The organism is Ruegeria sp. YKSF070, assembly GCF_059612725.1.
This window is the reverse complement of sequence record NZ_JBXWRD010000012.1, coordinates 1-14451: the sequence shown is the minus strand read 5'-3', so window position 1 is coordinate 14451 and position 14451 is coordinate 1. Positions and strand designations below refer to the sequence as shown.

General features: G+C 64.6%; 13 protein-coding genes. 4 read left to right on the top strand and 9 right to left on the bottom strand.

The window, feature by feature from the left end:
* Nucleotides 1–127 precede the first annotated feature (127 nt).
* Both AC2FL1_RS08715 and AC2FL1_RS08710 read right to left on the bottom strand, forming a co-directional pair.
* Entirely contained in the window at nt 128–577 is a 450-nt protein-coding gene (locus AC2FL1_RS08715) for a phasin family protein (protein WP_496876653.1), read from the bottom strand.
* Nucleotides 578–686: 109 nt separating this feature from the next.
* Complete coding sequence (locus AC2FL1_RS08710) at nt 687–1898, bottom strand: trans-sulfuration enzyme family protein (protein ID WP_496825426.1); 1212 nt, start codon at nt 1896–1898, stop codon at nt 687–689.
* Between the two features lie 121 nt (nt 1899–2019).
* Between AC2FL1_RS08710 and AC2FL1_RS08705 the strand changes: the two genes are divergently transcribed.
* Nucleotides 2020–4035: a M3 family metallopeptidase gene (locus AC2FL1_RS08705; RefSeq protein WP_496876652.1), complete on the top strand. Its 2016-nt coding sequence runs from the start codon at nt 2020–2022 to the stop codon at nt 4033–4035.
* A gap of 63 nt (nt 4036–4098) precedes the next feature.
* Here AC2FL1_RS08705 and AC2FL1_RS08700 read toward each other — a convergent pair whose 3' ends face one another.
* From AC2FL1_RS08700 to AC2FL1_RS08675, 6 genes are all read right to left on the bottom strand, one after another.
* Nucleotides 4099–5031 carry a 2-hydroxyacid dehydrogenase gene (locus AC2FL1_RS08700; RefSeq protein ID WP_496876651.1) on the bottom strand — a complete coding sequence of 311 codons (933 nt, stop codon included), beginning with the start codon at nt 5029–5031 and terminating at the stop codon, nt 4099–4101.
* 19 nt (nt 5032–5050) lie between these two features.
* On the bottom strand, nt 5051–6190 hold the full coding sequence (gene rodA, locus AC2FL1_RS08695) for a rod shape-determining protein RodA (RefSeq protein ID WP_496825429.1): 1140 nt from the start codon (nt 6188–6190) through the stop codon (nt 5051–5053).
* Complete coding sequence (gene mrdA / locus AC2FL1_RS08690; protein WP_496876650.1) at nt 6187–8133, bottom strand: penicillin-binding protein 2; 1947 nt, start codon at nt 8131–8133, stop codon at nt 6187–6189. The genes rodA and mrdA overlap by 4 nt, the downstream gene beginning before the upstream one ends.
* 1 nt (nt 8134) lies before the next feature.
* Nucleotides 8135–8671, bottom strand: coding sequence for a rod shape-determining protein MreD (locus AC2FL1_RS08685; RefSeq protein ID WP_496825431.1), 537 nt, complete (start codon nt 8669–8671; stop codon nt 8135–8137).
* Nucleotides 8664–9581, bottom strand: a complete 918-nt coding sequence (gene mreC, locus AC2FL1_RS08680; RefSeq protein WP_044027828.1) for a rod shape-determining protein MreC — start codon at nt 9579–9581, stop codon at nt 8664–8666. The genes AC2FL1_RS08685 and mreC overlap by 8 nt, the downstream gene beginning before the upstream one ends.
* A 79-nt stretch (nt 9582–9660) precedes the next feature.
* Nucleotides 9661–10707: a rod shape-determining protein gene (locus AC2FL1_RS08675; RefSeq protein ID WP_011046181.1), complete on the bottom strand. Its 1047-nt coding sequence runs from the start codon at nt 10705–10707 to the stop codon at nt 9661–9663.
* A 164-nt stretch (nt 10708–10871) separates the two neighbouring features.
* Between AC2FL1_RS08675 and AC2FL1_RS08670 the strand changes: the two genes are divergently transcribed.
* Nucleotides 10872–11657, top strand: coding sequence for a 23S rRNA (adenine(2030)-N(6))-methyltransferase RlmJ (locus tag AC2FL1_RS08670; protein WP_496876649.1), 786 nt, complete (start codon nt 10872–10874; stop codon nt 11655–11657).
* Between the two features lie 89 nt (nt 11658–11746).
* On the opposite strand, the gene AC2FL1_RS08665 is transcribed toward AC2FL1_RS08670, so the two are convergent.
* Entirely contained in the window at nt 11747–13321 is a 1575-nt protein-coding gene (locus AC2FL1_RS08665) for a 2-isopropylmalate synthase (RefSeq protein ID WP_496876648.1), read from the bottom strand.
* 271 nt (nt 13322–13592) lie between these two features.
* On the opposite strand from AC2FL1_RS08665, the gene AC2FL1_RS08660 reads away from it, so the two are divergent.
* Nucleotides 13593–14258, top strand: coding sequence for an SDR family NAD(P)-dependent oxidoreductase (locus tag AC2FL1_RS08660; RefSeq protein WP_496876647.1), 666 nt, complete (start codon nt 13593–13595; stop codon nt 14256–14258).
* On the top strand, nt 14252–14451 hold a 200-nt coding region (locus AC2FL1_RS08655), incomplete at its 3' end, for a cryptochrome/photolyase family protein (protein ID WP_496876646.1). The genes AC2FL1_RS08660 and AC2FL1_RS08655, both read left to right, overlap by 7 nt.

Genomic DNA, 14451 nt, shown 5'->3' with positions numbered 1-14451 from the left:
GGCTGGGCAAGGATATCGGTTGAATGCACACCCGCACCGGGGGCCCGTCGGGCGCCCGGCGCCGGGCCCACGCCGCCAGCGGGCATCTTTGATGCCTGCGCGGGGGCGGGAGCCGCCCCTGACTGGATCAGACCGGTTCGGATTTTGCCGATTTGGTCGCCTTGCGGGCGATGTCGCGGGCCTCGTCCAGCGTTTCCTCGACGGCTTCGGCCTCGGTCTTGGACACGTAGTCGGCGCAGCGCGAGACCGTGTCGAACCATTCGCGCGCATCCTCGACCAGCCGTTCGACCGAATGGCGCTGCCAGTCCATCACCGTTTCCATCGCCTGCGCCGGATTGGCCGGATCGGCGGCGGTTGCGCTGCGCGCAGCGTCCAGCGCGGTGCGGATCGCCTCGTGCCGGCGCTCGAACCAGTGCCGGGTGAAACGCTCGGATTCGGCCAGAAGCTTTTCCTGGGCGTCCCAGAACTGTTCCAGCTGCGGCTGAACCAGCGATGTCATCGACACCGGCCCCTGCAGGGATTTCAACACCTCGGTGAACGAGGTGGGTGTGATCTTGGTCGTCTCTGTCTTGGCCATGGTCTCTCTCCCGGTCACGGTTACCCGCCCAAGTCTGGCAGGCCCGTGGGGGGCCTGCCTTAACCCAGATCAATATGGCGGGTTTTCGCCTGTGCCGCGTTGTTCGAGGCTATGCCAGCGCCCGATCCAGATCGGCGATAAGGTCCTCGGGGTCTTCCAGCCCCACCGACAGTCGGAAAATCCCGTCGCCCGCATAGGCGCGATAAGCCTCCAGCTGGGCGCCCTCCAGCCGGAACGAGGTCTCCATCAGCCCGGCGGTCCCCATCCAGAAGATCAGGCTGCGGTGATGGCCCAGCGACACGGCATAATGAATCACCTCAAGCCGCTCGATCATCTGCCTGGCCAGGCGTTCGCCCGTGGCGGCATCGCCCACCTGGAACGAGATCATCGCCGACATGTTCGACATCTGCCGCGCGGCAAGCTCTGCCTGCGGATGCGAGGGGAGGCCGGGATAGATCACCCGACCGACGCGGGGATCGGCCTCCAGCCATTCGGCCACCGCCTGGGCGCCCGCCGCATGCGCCTTCATCCTGAGCGGCAGTGTGGCGGCCCCGCGTGCGATCAGCCAGGCGTTGAAGGGTGACAGCACCCCGCCGTGGTGGATCGCCGCCTCGACCCGCATTCGTGAGACCAGATCGGCCCGGCCACAGACCGCGCCCGCCACCGCGTCGCCATGGCCGCAGATATACTTGGTCACCGAATGCATGGTCAGATCGACGCCCAGCGCGACCGTGTCCATTCCCAGTGGCGAGGCAAAGGTGGCGTCACAGCTCAGCAGCGCGCCTGCCTGCCGTGCCAGAGCCGAGATCGCAGCCAGATCGGTCAGCCGCCCGATCGGGTTCACCGGGGTTTCGGTATGGATAAGCCTGGTCTCGGGCCTGATCGCCGCCGTCACGGCGGCAAGGTCGGACATGTCCACGGTGCTGACCACGATCCCCATCCGGGGCAGCGTGTCGCGCGCCAGTTCGGCCACGCCCGCATAAGAGACATCCGACACGATCACATGATCGCCCGCCGACAGGAAGGTGAAGAAGATCGCCGCTGCCGCCGCCATGCCCGATGCGGTACACAGGCAGGCCTCGGTTCCCTGCATCGCGGCGATCTTGGCCTCGAGCATTGCGACGGTGGGATTGGCCCAGCGTGAATAGGCATAGGGACTTTCCGGTGTCAGGTCATGGGCGGAAAAGCCCAACACATCCTCGGACACATAGGTCGAGGACATGTGGATCGGCGGCGCCGAGGCCAGCGTTGCCGGGTCCGGGGACTCTCCGGCGTGAATGGCGGTGGTCATCGGGCCTGCGGGGCGGTTGGTCTTTTTCATCGTGTCTCCTCCTTGCGCCAGACCCTGAGGGTGAGGGCGCGCAGATGCAACCCGGTTTCGGCCCGGCACCTCTGGACCATTCCCGCCCGCGCTCCTAGCTTGTCGGTCAAAGGAGAGCCGCATGACCAACCCCATCCTTGCCGACTGGCAGACCCCGTTCGACATCGCCCCGTTCGACCGGATCGCGGACAGCGATTTCGCCCCGGCGCTGGAAGCGGCGCTTGCCGAACACAGGGCCGAGATCGCTGCCATCGCCGACAGCCCCGAGGCGCCGACCTTTGCCAATGTGATCGAGACGCTCGAGGCGGCGGGCGGTGCGCTGGACCGGGTGTTGGGCGTGTTCTTTACCGTGGCGGGGGCGGACAGCAATCCGGCGCGCGAAGAATTGCAGCGGGCGTTCTCACCCCAGTTGGCGGCGCATTTCTCCGAGATTTCGGCCAACAAGGCGCTGTTCGCCCGCGTCGCCGCCGTGTGGGAGGCGCGCGAGGATCTGGAACTGACGGACGAACAGCAGCGGGTACTGATGCTGACCCATCGTGGCTTTGTTCGTTCGGGCGCCGCGCTCAGCGGCGAGGCCGAGGCGCGGATGAAAGAGATCAAGGCGCGGCTGGCGGTGCTGGGTACCGAATTCACCCAGAACCTGCTGGCTGACGAGCGCGACTGGTTCATGGACCTGTCCGAGGACGATCTGGAGGGACTGCCCGATTTCGTAACCGCCGCCGCCCGCGCGGCGGGGCAGGAGAAACAGGCCGCAGGGCCGGTGGTGACCCTGTCGCGCTCGCTGATCGTGCCCTTCCTGCAATTCTCGCCGCGCCGCGATCTGCGCGAGCGGGCCTATCGCGCCTGGGCGGCGCGTGGGGCCAATGGCGGCAAGACCGACAACCGCGCCATCGCGACCGAGATCCTGGCGCTGCGCGAGGAGCGCGCCGCGCTCCTGGGCTATGACAGTTTTGCCGCCTACAAGCTGGAGACCGAGATGGCCCGCAGCCCCGACAGGGTGCGCGACCTGCTGATGCAGGTCTGGGCGCCCGCCCGTGCGCGGGCCGAGGCGGATGCCGAGGTGCTGACCGCGATGATGCAGGAAGACGGGATCAACGGGCCGCTGGAACCCTGGGACTGGCACTATTACGCGGCGCGGCGGCGCAAGGCCGAGCATGATCTGGATGAGGCGGCGCTGAAACCCTACCTGCAACTGGACCGCATGATCGAGGCGTCCTTTGCCTGCGCCAACCGACTGTTCGGGCTGGAGTTCCGCCCGCTCGACATCGCGCTCTATCACCCCGATTGCCGGGCCTGGGAGGTGACGCGGGACGGCCGGCATGTGGCCGTCTTCATAGGTGACTATTTTGCGCGCGGTTCGAAACGGTCGGGCGCCTGGTGCTCGGCGATGCGGGCGCAGGCGAAGTTCCCGCGACACCAGGCGCCGGTGGTGATCAATGTCTGCAACTTCGCCAAGGGCGATCCGGCGCTGCTGAGCTATGATGATGCGCGCACGCTGTTTCATGAATTCGGCCACGCCCTGCACCAGATGCTGTCGGATGTGACCTATGAAAGCGTGTCGGGCACATCGGTCGCGCGCGATTTCGTGGAACTGCCCAGCCAGCTTTACGAGCATTGGCTGGAGGTGCCCGAGGTGCTGGCCGAGTTCGCCACCCATGCCGAGACCGGTGCGCCGATGCCCGCCGAGATGCTGGAAAAGGTGTTGGGCGCGGCCAATTTCGATCAGGGGTTCCAGACGGTGGAATATGTCGCCTCGGCCCTGGTGGATCTCGCGTTTCACGACGGGGTGGCGCCGGTCGATCCGATGGCGAAACAGGCCGAGGTGCTGGCGGAAATCGGCATGCCCCATGCCATCGGCATGCGGCACGCTACCCCGCATTTTGCCCATGTCTTTGCCGGCGACGGCTATAGCTCGGGCTATTACAGCTATATGTGGTCCGAAATGATGGATGCCGACGCCTTTGCCGCGTTTGAGGAGGCGGGCGGTGCCTTTGATCCTGAGCGGGCCGAGGCGCTGGAGCGACATATCCTATCGACCGGCGGGTCACGCGAGGCCGAGGACCTCTATCTGGCCTTCCGGGGCCGCTTGCCGGGGGTCGAGGCCCTGCTCAAAGGCCGCGGATTGATCGCGGCCTGAGATTTTTCGACGAAAAATCTCGCCTGCGGCGGGAGTATTTTTCGCGAAATGAAGGGGGGGCCGTCAGTAGCCGAGAGTGCGGTCGACCAGGTGCAGGAACGTTTCGCTGCTTTCGCCCCGGCGGATGTTCTCGCAGATCACCTGCGCCGCCGTTTCAGGGCGGGTTTCCGAGGCGATATGCGGGGTGACGGTGACGTTGGGATGTGCCCAATAGGGATGATCCCGGGGTAGCGGTTCGATGCGGAATACATCGAGCGTCGCATGGCCCACCCGCCCGCTGTCAAGTGCGGCAAGCAGGGCGTCGTCGTCGATCAGCGGCCCGCGCCCGGGATTGATGATGCGGGCGCCCCGGGGCAGGCGGGACAGCGTTTGGGCATTGAGCGTGTTTTCGGTTGCGGCGGTGCTGGGCAGCAGCAGCACCAGGATTTCGGCGCCCGCCAGCGCTTGGTCCAGCCCCTCCGGCCCATGCAGGCAGGTGATGCCGGGCAGGTCCTTAGGCGATCTGCTCCACCCCGTGACTTGGAAGCCCAGCGCGGTCAAGGCGCGGGCGGCGGCCTCTCCCAGCGCGCCGAGGCCCAGGATGGTCACCTGCCGCTGGCTGGCCAGTGGCGGCACGTCGTGACGCCAGTCGCCTTTCAGACCGTGGATATGGGCATCCATCCCGAGATGGTAGCGTAGCACGTGTCCCACCACCCATTCGGTCATGCCCTGGGTCAGCCCATGATCGACCATCCGCGCCAAAGGCACCACAAGGGTGGAATTGCCGGCGATGCTCTCTACCCCGGCCCAAAGGCTCAGCACTGCCTTGAGCCGGGTGAACCGGGTGAAATCGTGCAGACCGCCATTGGGCGCGTAGACGACATAGTCTACCTCCTCCGGCGCGAATGCGTTGCGCAGGTCAAAGGTCACTCCCATGTCTGAGAGGTATCCTTCGATCAGCGGTCGATAGATCGGCCAAAGCTCGGGGCGCGCGGAAAAGAGCACATTGACGGGCATGGTAGATCCTTTCAGGGGGTCAGCGGGGGCGGTGGATATGGGCACTGTGCACAAGGCCAAAGGCCACCATCAGCACCAGCATGGCCGAGCCACCATAGCTGACCATCGGCAGCGGCACGCCAACAACCGGGGCCAAGCCCATGACCATCGACATGTTGACAGCAAAAAACAGAAAGAAGTTCACTGCGATCCCCATCGTGACCAGTGACGAGAACCGGTCGCGGGTAGCGAGCGCAGTGACCACGCAAAACGCGATGATCAGCGCATAGAGGGACAACAGAGAGATGCCGCCGATAAAACCGAACTCTTCGGCCAGGGTGGTAAAGATGAAGTCGGTATGCTTTTCGGGCAGGAAGTTCAGCCGCGACTGGGTGCCCTGCATGAAGCCGCGCCCCGACCAGCCGCCCGAACCCAGCGCGATCTTGGACTGGGTGATGTGATAGCCGGCACCCAGCGGATCCGAGGACGGGTCCAGAAAGGTGTCGATGCGGCGGAACTGATAATCCTTGAGCAACTGCCAATCGGTTCCACGGCTTTTGAACACCGCTGTGATCAGTCCTACGCCCGCCGCAATGACGGCGGCGAAATAGGCCCAATGCACCCCGGCCAAGAACATCAGCGCCCCACCCGCCGACAAAAGTAGGATGGCGGTACCGAGGTCGGGCTGTTTCAGCACCAGCGCGGTGGGGACCAGGATGATCAGCACCGGCACCAGCACCCAGAGCGGGCGCGAGGTCTTCTTGCCTGGAAGCCAGTCGTAATAGGCCGCCAGCACCATCACCAGGGTGATCTTGGTCAGCTCCGAGGGTTGCAGCCGCATGAACCCCAGGTCGATCCAACGCTGGGCGCCCATGCCGACGGCGCCGAACAGCTCGACCATGATCAGCAACACCAGCGATCCGCCATAGGCAACGGCGGCCATGTTGCGCCAGAACCAGATCGGCACCATCGCCACAGCGGTCATCACCACCAGCCCGGCCAGGAACCGCTTGATCTGGGGTTCGGCCCAAGGGCTGAACGAGCCGCCGGCGACGGAATATAGCATCAGGAACCCGGCCGAGGCCACCGAGATCAACAGCAGCGTCAGGGGCCAGTTCATGTAGAGGATCTTGCGCAGGCCGCTGGGCGTCGATTTGACTGTATACTCAAGATAGCTCATGCGCGGTCCTTGTCCTCGGGCCGCGTCACCGGGCGCAACTCGCGGCGCAACCGCTCTTGCTGCGCCTCGATCCGGCTGCGGTCCTTGGCCGGATAGGCCTCGAGCGGTGGAAAACCGTCATAAAGTGCCTGAAGCAGGATGTCGCGCGCGATAGGCGCTGCGGCGGTGGACCCACCACCGCCATGTTCGACCACCACCGACACTGCGAAACGCGGGTTATCGTACGGGGCGAAACAGACAAACAGCGCATGGTCGCGCCGCTCCCAGGGCAGGTCCTCGTTTCGGATCACCCCGGCGGCACGCTCGGCGGCGGTGATGTTGCGCACCTGGCTGGTGCCGGTCTTGCCCGCCATCCGATTGTCATCTGCCAGGATGCGGCTGCGATAGGCGGTGCCACGGCGATTGTTGCTGACCGCGTACATGCCCTTGCGCAGGCGGCGCAGGTTGGCCTGGTTCACCGACAGCGGCTCGCCCGCGCCCGAGGGCTGCTCGACCCCGTCGATGGATTTCACCAGCCGGGGCGCCACCTTGCGCCCGGTGGCGATCCGGGCGGTCATCACCGCCAGTTGCAGCGGTGAGGCCAGCATGAAGCCCTGTCCGATCGAGGCGTTGGCGGTATCGCCGACCAGCCAGTCTTGGCCGTGCACCCGTGCTTTCCAGTCGCGATTGGGGGCCAGCCCGCGCGCCACGGCGGACATCGGAATATCGTGCCGTACGCCGATACCGAACTCCTCTGCCATGGCCGAGATCTTGTCGATGCCGACCTTGAGAGCCACGTCGTAGTAATAGACGTCGCAGCTCTGCTCCAGCGACTCTTCCAGGTTCATGTGACCGTGGCCGCCGCGTTTCCAGCAATGGAAGCGGCGGTTGCTGACCTCCAGGAAGCCGGGGCAATAGACCGTCTCCTCGGGGCTGGTAATACCGGCTTCGAGCGCGGCTATGGCGGTGATCATCTTGAAGGTCGAGCCGGGCGGATAAGCCCCCTGGACCGACTTGTTGGCCAGCGGGCGATAGGGGTCCTCGGTCAGGCCGCGGTAGTCGGCCACCGAGATACCACGCACGAACAGGTTGGGATCGAAACTGGGGGCCGAGGCGATGGCGCGCAGATCACCGGTTTCGCAGTCGATGACCACTGCTGCCGCGCTTTCCTGTCCCAGCCGGGCCTGCACATAGGATTGCAGTGCCGAGTCGACAGTCAGTTGCAGATCGGCGCCGGGTTTGCCCTCGCGCCGGTCCAGCTCGCGCATGACGCGCCCGTTGGCGTTGACCTCGACCCGTTTGGCGCCGGCCTTGCCACGCAAGAGGTCTTCCTGTTTGGCCTCCAGCCCGACCTTGCCGATCTGGAAACGCGGAATGCGCAGCACCGGTTCGGGATCCTGGATCTGGCTCAGGTCGTAATCGCTGACCGGGCCGACATAGCCCACCACATGGGCAAAATCACCGGCCTGCGGATAGACTCGGGTCAGGCCGACCTCGGGCGTGATGCCAGGCAAGGCCGGGGCGTTCACCGCCACTTTCGAGATGTGCTCCCAACTGATCTGATCAGCCAGCGTGACCGGCAGGAATGGCGGCGAGCGGCGCATCTCGGCCAGGGCGCGGTCCAGTTCCTCGGGGTCCAGCGGGATCACCCTCTTCAGGTTTTCGATCACCTCATCCACATCGCCCGCATCCTCGCGCACCATGACGATCCGGTACGAGGGGGTGTTCTGGGCGATGATGGCGCCGTTGCGGTCGAACAGTTCACCCCGTGTTGGCGGGATCAGGCGGATATTGATCCGGTTCTCCTCGGCCAGCAGGCGGAACTGGTCGGCCTGATCGACCTGCATGTAGCGCATGCGCATCGCCAGTCCGCCGACAAAGGCCGCCTGTGCACCGCCAAGCAGTAGGGCGCGGCGGGTCAGGACCCGCTGTACCTTGTCCATATCGCGCGCCGACCGTCTCATCTCAACGGGCTCCCAGTGCTTCGGCATCGGCTGGCGTCAGGCGGCGCACACCGAACACCGCCTGGCTGGACCCGGCCACCAGCGGATAGATCAGGATGGTCAGCAACAGTTGCGAGGCCATCAGGAACAGCGGCGCCTGATCGACCGAAGTGATCGCTAGAACGATCCGGTAGAACAGGGCGATTGCAATCAACACCACGGCCACCGCCAGCCATTCCGCAACAAACCCGGTTTCACCATGTCCGCCGAAGCGGCTGTGCAGAAAGGCAGCACCCGCCACCGTCAACGCTGCCAGCAGGCCAGGAGGGCGTTGCAGCAGCAAATCGGCAAGCAGGATGACGATCGCAATCAGCAGCGGTGGTACGAAATCGGGCCGACGCAGCGCCCAGGCCAGCGTCAGCGCCAGCAGCAGGTCAGGCGCCGCCCAGCCCCTTGGCAGGGTATCGAGCGGCAGCAGGTGAAAGAACAGGATCACCATCGCCAAACCGGCATAGCATAGGCGCATCACCCAGATGCGCGAGGGCGCGAGGCTATCCATCGGTGGCCTCCGCTGGGGTGGTCAGCGCCGAGGTATCGGGCGCGGCGGGGGCCGGTGGGCCGACCACGTCGCCGTGATCCTCGATCTTCTCGGTACCGTGATGGCGCAGCACGCGCAGGAACTCCAGCCGTTCGTAATCGGCCGACAGGCGTACGCGCAGGCGCCCGGTCCGGTCCTCGGCCACCTGTCCGATCAAGAGACCGGCGGGAAACACGCCGCCATCGCCCGAGGTGACGACCCGGTCGCCGGGTCGGACCAATTCGCGGTTCTCCAGGAAATCCACCACCGGGGCCGCCGTGTTGTCGCCAGTGATCAGCGCCGTCTGGCCCGAGGGCTGTATGGTGGCGGGTATCGAACTTGCCGCGTCGGTAAGCAGGATGACCCGAGCCGAGGATTGGCCCACGCCCGATATCCTGCCAACCAGTCCGATCCCGTCCATCGCGGCCCAGCCGTCGACGATCCCGTCGCGGGCGCCTACGTTCAACAGGACAGACTGCCGGAAGGGTGAGCCGCTGTCGGCCATCACAACGCCGGTGATATAGGTCAGGCGCGGATCAAGCCGGACATTGTTGAGATCGAGCAACCGGGCATTCTCCTGTTCCAGCTGCAACGCGGCCTCTTTCCAGGCGCGCATCTGGCGCAGCTCGCTGCGCAGCTCGCGGTTCTGCTCGCTCAGCCGCTGATAGCTCTGGAAATCGCGGATCAGGTTGATGGTGCCGGTGACCGGCACCATGGCCCAGTCCATCGAGGGGATGACCGTGTCGACGACCTGGGCGCGGAAGCGTTCGACGCGTGGGCTGTCGATACGCCAGACCAGAAAGATGCCCAGCAGGCACAGCAGCAGAACCCCGAGCAACAGGCGGCGCAGGGGGCCGGCATAGTCCTCGCGCTGTGAGCGGTCGCGTGCCAAAGAGGTCCTTTCCGCCAATCGTCCGAGCCGCCGGATGGCAGCCGCCTAGACCGCCAGTTACCCCCGGATCCTGCGCGGCTTAGCTGTCGTAGTCAATCGCGTGGCGCAGCTGCTTTTCGTATTCCAGCGCCTTTCCGGTGCCGAGTGCGACGCAGTTCAGGCTTTCATCGGCAATCGAAACCGCTAGACCGGTCTGTTCGCGCAGGGCCAGGTCAAGATCGCCCAGCAACGCACCGCCGCCGGTCAGCATGACGCCGCGGTCGACGATGTCGGCGGCCAGATCGGGCGGCGTGGTTTCCAGCGCGGTCATCACCGCCTCGCAGATCTGCTGCACCGGTTCGGCCAGCGCCTCCGCCACCTGGGCCTGGCTGATCTCGATCTCCTTTGGCACGCCATTGAGCAGGTCGCGACCCCGGATCAGCATCGACTGGCCGCGCCCGTCATCGGGCATGCGCGCGGTGCCGATCGAGGTCTTGATGCGCTCGGCGGTGCTTTCGCCCACCAGCAGGTTCTGCTGGCGGCGCAGATAGCTGATGATCGCCTCGTCCATCCGGTCGCCGCCGACGCGGACCGAGCGGGCATAGACGATGTCACCCAGCGACAGGACAGCCACCTCGGTGGTGCCGCCGCCGATATCGACAACCATGTTGCCGGTCGGGTCGGTGATCGGCATGCCGGCCCCGATGGCGGCGGCGATGGGTTCGGCGATCAGCCCGGCGCGGCGGGCGCCGGCGCTCAGCACCGACTGACGGATCGCGCGCTTTTCCACCGGGGTGGCGCCATGGGGGACGCAGACGATGATCTTGGGTTTCGAGAAGGTCGAGCGTTTGTGCACCTTGCGGATGAAATGCTTGATCATCTCTTCGGCGGTGTCGAAATCGGCGATCACACCTTCGCGCATCGGGCGGATCGCCTCGATGCTGCCCGGGGTCCGGCCCAACATCAGCTTGGCATCCTCGCCCACGGCAAGAACCTTCTTGACCCCGTCCTTGACGTGATAGGCCACCACCGAGGGTTCGGACAGGATGATGCCCCGTCCCTTGACATAGACCAGCGTGTTGGCGGTTCCCAGGTCGATGGCCATGTCCGCTGCGAACAGACCACTCAAATTGTCAAAGAACCCCATTGCGGTTGATCCTGCTCTTCTCGATTGTTGCGATTGCCCGCGACTCGACGGCTCGGGGCCGATTGACTTATAGGGCGCGCAGGCACTGTGGAAAAGGGCCGATTCTGCGCGGGTCAGCACCAATCCGCCGCGCCGAGACATATGACGCGGGGCAGGACAGGCAAATGCTATCTTATCAGCACATTTATCATGCCGGGAACCTGGCCGATGTCCAGAAACATGCGCTGCTGGCGGTGGCGCTTGACTATCTGACGCGCAAGGACAAGCCGCTGAGCTATCTGGAAACGCATGCGGGGCGCGGACTTTATCACCTGGATGCGGCCGAGGCGGTGCGCACGGGCGAGGCGCGGGCCGGAATCGGCCGGGCCGAAGGGGCGGCATGGTTCGATCCGGCCCATCCAATGACGCGGGTGCTGGCAGCTGTGCGGAGGGATCACGGCGCTATGGCCTATCCCGGCTCGCCGCTGGTGGCGGCGCATCTGCTTCGGCCCGGTGATATGATGCACCTGGCCGAGCTGCATCCGCAGGAACACGCAGCGTTGGAACAGGCGATGGCGGGATATCCGGCACGGGTCTACCGGCGGGACGGGGTCGAGATGGCGCAGTCGCTGCTGCCGCCCGAGCCTCGGCGGGGCATGATGCTGATCGATCCCAGCTATGAGGTGAAATCCGACTATGACCGGATACCGGCGGTGATCGCGCAATTGCATCGCAAGTGGAATGTGGGCGTGATCGCGCTCTGGTACCCGATCCTGACCGATGAGCGGCACAAGGTGATGCTGGCGGCGCTGGAGCGGCTGGACCTGCCCAAGGTCCTGCGGCACGAGGTCCGCTTTGCGCCCGCCCGCGAGGGACACCGGATGGTCGGGTCGGGCATGTTCGTGATCAATGCGCCCTTCGGGCTTGCCGACGAGGCGACGCGCCTTTCGGGCCTGTTCGCCCAGCTCTGAGAGGGGCGCCGTTTTCCGAGCCGGAAAACGGCCCGGAAAACGAAGTTTTCCGTTTCGGAATTCTTGCAGAATTCCGATCTATCAAGGCGTCAGGTCAGGTCCTTGTAGCTGATCTCGCGGGTATCGGCTCCGGGTCCTGCCTTCTCGCGCCGCACGATCAGGCGGTTAAGCGCGTTGACATAGGCCTTGGCGCTGGCCACCACCGTGTCGGTATTGGCGGACTCGCCGGTGGCAATCATCCCGTCCTCTTCCAGCCGAACGCTGACCGTGGCCTGGGCGTCGGTGCCTTCGGTCACCGCATGCACCTGGTAGAGCTGCAGATGTGCCTTGTTGGGATGCAGCTCGCGGATCGCCTTGAAACTGGCATCTACCGGCCCGTCGCCATGTGCGGTGGCGCTGACATCCTTGCCGTCAATCTCCATCTCGACCGTCGCCTCGGCCGGGCCACCGGTGCCGCAGATCACTTTCATCGACACCAACTGCAAATGGTCCTGTTCGGCATTCTCGCCCGAGCGCATCAGCGCGATCACATCGTCGTCGAACACTTCTTTCTTTCGGTCGGCCAGTTCCTTGAACCGCACGAAGATGTCTTTGAGCTGGTTATCACCGACCTCGTAGCCGAGGTGTTCGAGCTTGTCGCGCAACGCTGCGCGCCCCGAATGCTTGCCGAGCGGCAGCGAGGTCCCCGAGAGACCGATATCCTCGGGCCGCATGATCTCGAAGTTCTCGCGGTTCTTCAGCATCCCGTCCTGGTGGATGCCGCTTTCATGGGCAAAGGCGTTCTTGCCCACGATGGCCTTGTTGAACTGCACGTTGAACCCGGACACGGTCGCCACTCGGCGCGAGATCGCCATGATCTTGGTGGTGTCGATCCCGGTATGCCAGGGCATGATGTCGTGGCGGGTCTTCATCGCCATCACCACCTCTTCCAGTGCGGTGTTGCCGGCGCGTTCGCCCAACCCGTTGATGGTGCATTCGATTTGGCGCGCGCCACCTGCCACTGCGGCGAGGCTGTTGGCCGTCGCCATACCAAGGTCGTTGTGGCAATGGGTGGCAAAGATCACTTCGTCGGCTCCCGGTACCGTTTCGATCAGCCTCCGGATCAGATCGGCGCTTTCGGCGGGGGCGGTATAGCCCACGGTATCGGGGATATTGATGGTGGTGGCACCCGCCTTGATCGCGATTTCGATCACCCGGCACAGGTAATCCCACTCGGTCCGGGTTGCGTCCATCGGCGACCATTGCACGTTGTCGCACAGGTTGCGGGCGTGACTGACCGTTTCGTGGATCTTCTCGGCCATTTCGTCCTGGGTCAGGTTCGGAATGGCGCGGTGCAGCGGTGACGTCCCGATAAACGTGTGAATTCGGTTCTGTTCGGCGTGTTTCACCGCCTCCCAGCAGCGGTCGATATCGGCGAAGTTGGCGCGTGCCAGCCCGCAGATGCGGCTGTTTTTCGAACGTTTGGCGATCTCGCTCACCGCCTTGAAATCGCCTTCCGAGGCGATGGGGAACCCGGCCTCGATGATGTCCACCCCCATCTCGTCGAGCATCTCGGCGATCTCGAGCTTTTCGGTATGGGTCATGGTGGCGCCCGGGCTCTGCTCGCCGTCGCGCAAGGTGGTGTCGAAGATCAAGACGCGGTCTTGGTCGGTCGCATGGGTCATGTCGGTAACTTTCGTATCTGTCCTAAGCCAAATGGCGCGCAAGCCTCCTCCTCTGAGCGGGCGCGCCGAAAGGGCACGCTCAGAGGCGGATTAGGATCAGTAGGCCACGCAGAGCGGCGCCAGAAATGGCGCTGCCGGTCAGGTATATGTCTGCGCGGTTGATCATGGGTCAAGGTTATAACGGTGCACGCGGGAATGGGAAGGGCGAAAATGCAGGCCCCGAAGACCGGTCGATATTGAAGTCGGTGTGGTTTCCGCTAGCTGCGGAAACATGGAAAAAGCACTTGTTATCGGCGCGACAGGAGGAATCGGAGCCGCCATTGCGGCAGCACTTGATGCGCGCGGCGTTGCCGTAACCAGGGTGTCACGTTCCACAGATGGGCTGGACCTGACCGATGATCAGGGAACAGCACGGTTGTTGCGGGCGCTCGATCCTCCGTATGATCTGGTAGTAGTGGCGACAGGCGCGCTCGAGATCGACGGAGCCGCGCCTGAAAAGTCTCTGCGCGCGCTGTCGGCTCGGGCGATGGCCGACCAGTTTGCCCTGAACGCGATCGGCCCGGCCCTAGTGCTGCGCGAGGCGGCTCGTCTTTTGCCGAAAGACAAACGTGGCGTGTTCGCGACGCTTTCCGCGCGGGTCGGGTCGATCGGTGACAATCGTCTGGGTGGGTGGGTCAGCTATCGTGCCTCGAAGGCGGCGTTGAACCAGATCGTTCGAACTGCTGCCATCGAGCTGGCGCGCAGCCACAAGCAGGCGGTGTGTGTCGCCTTGCATCCCGGAACGGTGGCTACGGCATTCACCGAAAAATACCTTGTCCGCCACCCTGCGGTGTCGCCGGAAGAGGCGGCATCGAACCTGTTGCGCGTGATTGACGAATTAACCCTGGAACAGAGCGGCGGCTTTTATGATTGGGCCGGAAAGCCGGTTCCGTGGTAACCCGTCTTGTTCTGGTGCTAGGCGATCAACTTAGTAAGGGTCTATCGGCGCTTGCTGCTGCGGATCGTGAGCACGATATCGTTGTGATGTCCGAGGTCTCCTCCGAGACCGGATACGTTCCACATCACCCCAAGAAGATTGCGCTGGTACTTGCGGCAATGCGCAAGTTCGCGGTGCAGCTGCGCGCGGAAGG

Coding starts and splice junctions, on each gene's coding strand:
- AC2FL1_RS08715 (WP_496876653.1), bottom strand. CDS start 577: ATGGCCAAGACAGAGACGACCAAGATCACACCCACCTCGTTCACCGAG.
- AC2FL1_RS08710 (WP_496825426.1), bottom strand. CDS start 1,898: ATGAAAAAGACCAACCGCCCCGCAGGCCCGATGACCACCGCCATTCAC.
- AC2FL1_RS08705 (WP_496876652.1), top strand. CDS start 2,020: ATGACCAACCCCATCCTTGCCGACTGGCAGACCCCGTTCGACATCGCC.
- AC2FL1_RS08700 (WP_496876651.1), bottom strand. CDS start 5,031: ATGCCCGTCAATGTGCTCTTTTCCGCGCGCCCCGAGCTTTGGCCGATC.
- rodA (WP_496825429.1), bottom strand. CDS start 6,190: ATGAGCTATCTTGAGTATACAGTCAAATCGACGCCCAGCGGCCTGCGC.
- mrdA (WP_496876650.1), bottom strand. CDS start 8,133: ATGAGACGGTCGGCGCGCGATATGGACAAGGTACAGCGGGTCCTGACC.
- AC2FL1_RS08685 (WP_496825431.1), bottom strand. CDS start 8,671: ATGGATAGCCTCGCGCCCTCGCGCATCTGGGTGATGCGCCTATGCTAT.
- AC2FL1_RS08675 (WP_011046181.1), bottom strand. CDS start 10,707: ATGGGGTTCTTTGACAATTTGAGTGGTCTGTTCGCAGCGGACATGGCC.
- AC2FL1_RS08670 (WP_496876649.1), top strand. CDS start 10,872: ATGCTATCTTATCAGCACATTTATCATGCCGGGAACCTGGCCGATGTC.
- AC2FL1_RS08665 (WP_496876648.1), bottom strand. CDS start 13,321: ATGACCCATGCGACCGACCAAGACCGCGTCTTGATCTTCGACACCACC.
- AC2FL1_RS08660 (WP_496876647.1), top strand. CDS start 13,593: ATGGAAAAAGCACTTGTTATCGGCGCGACAGGAGGAATCGGAGCCGCC.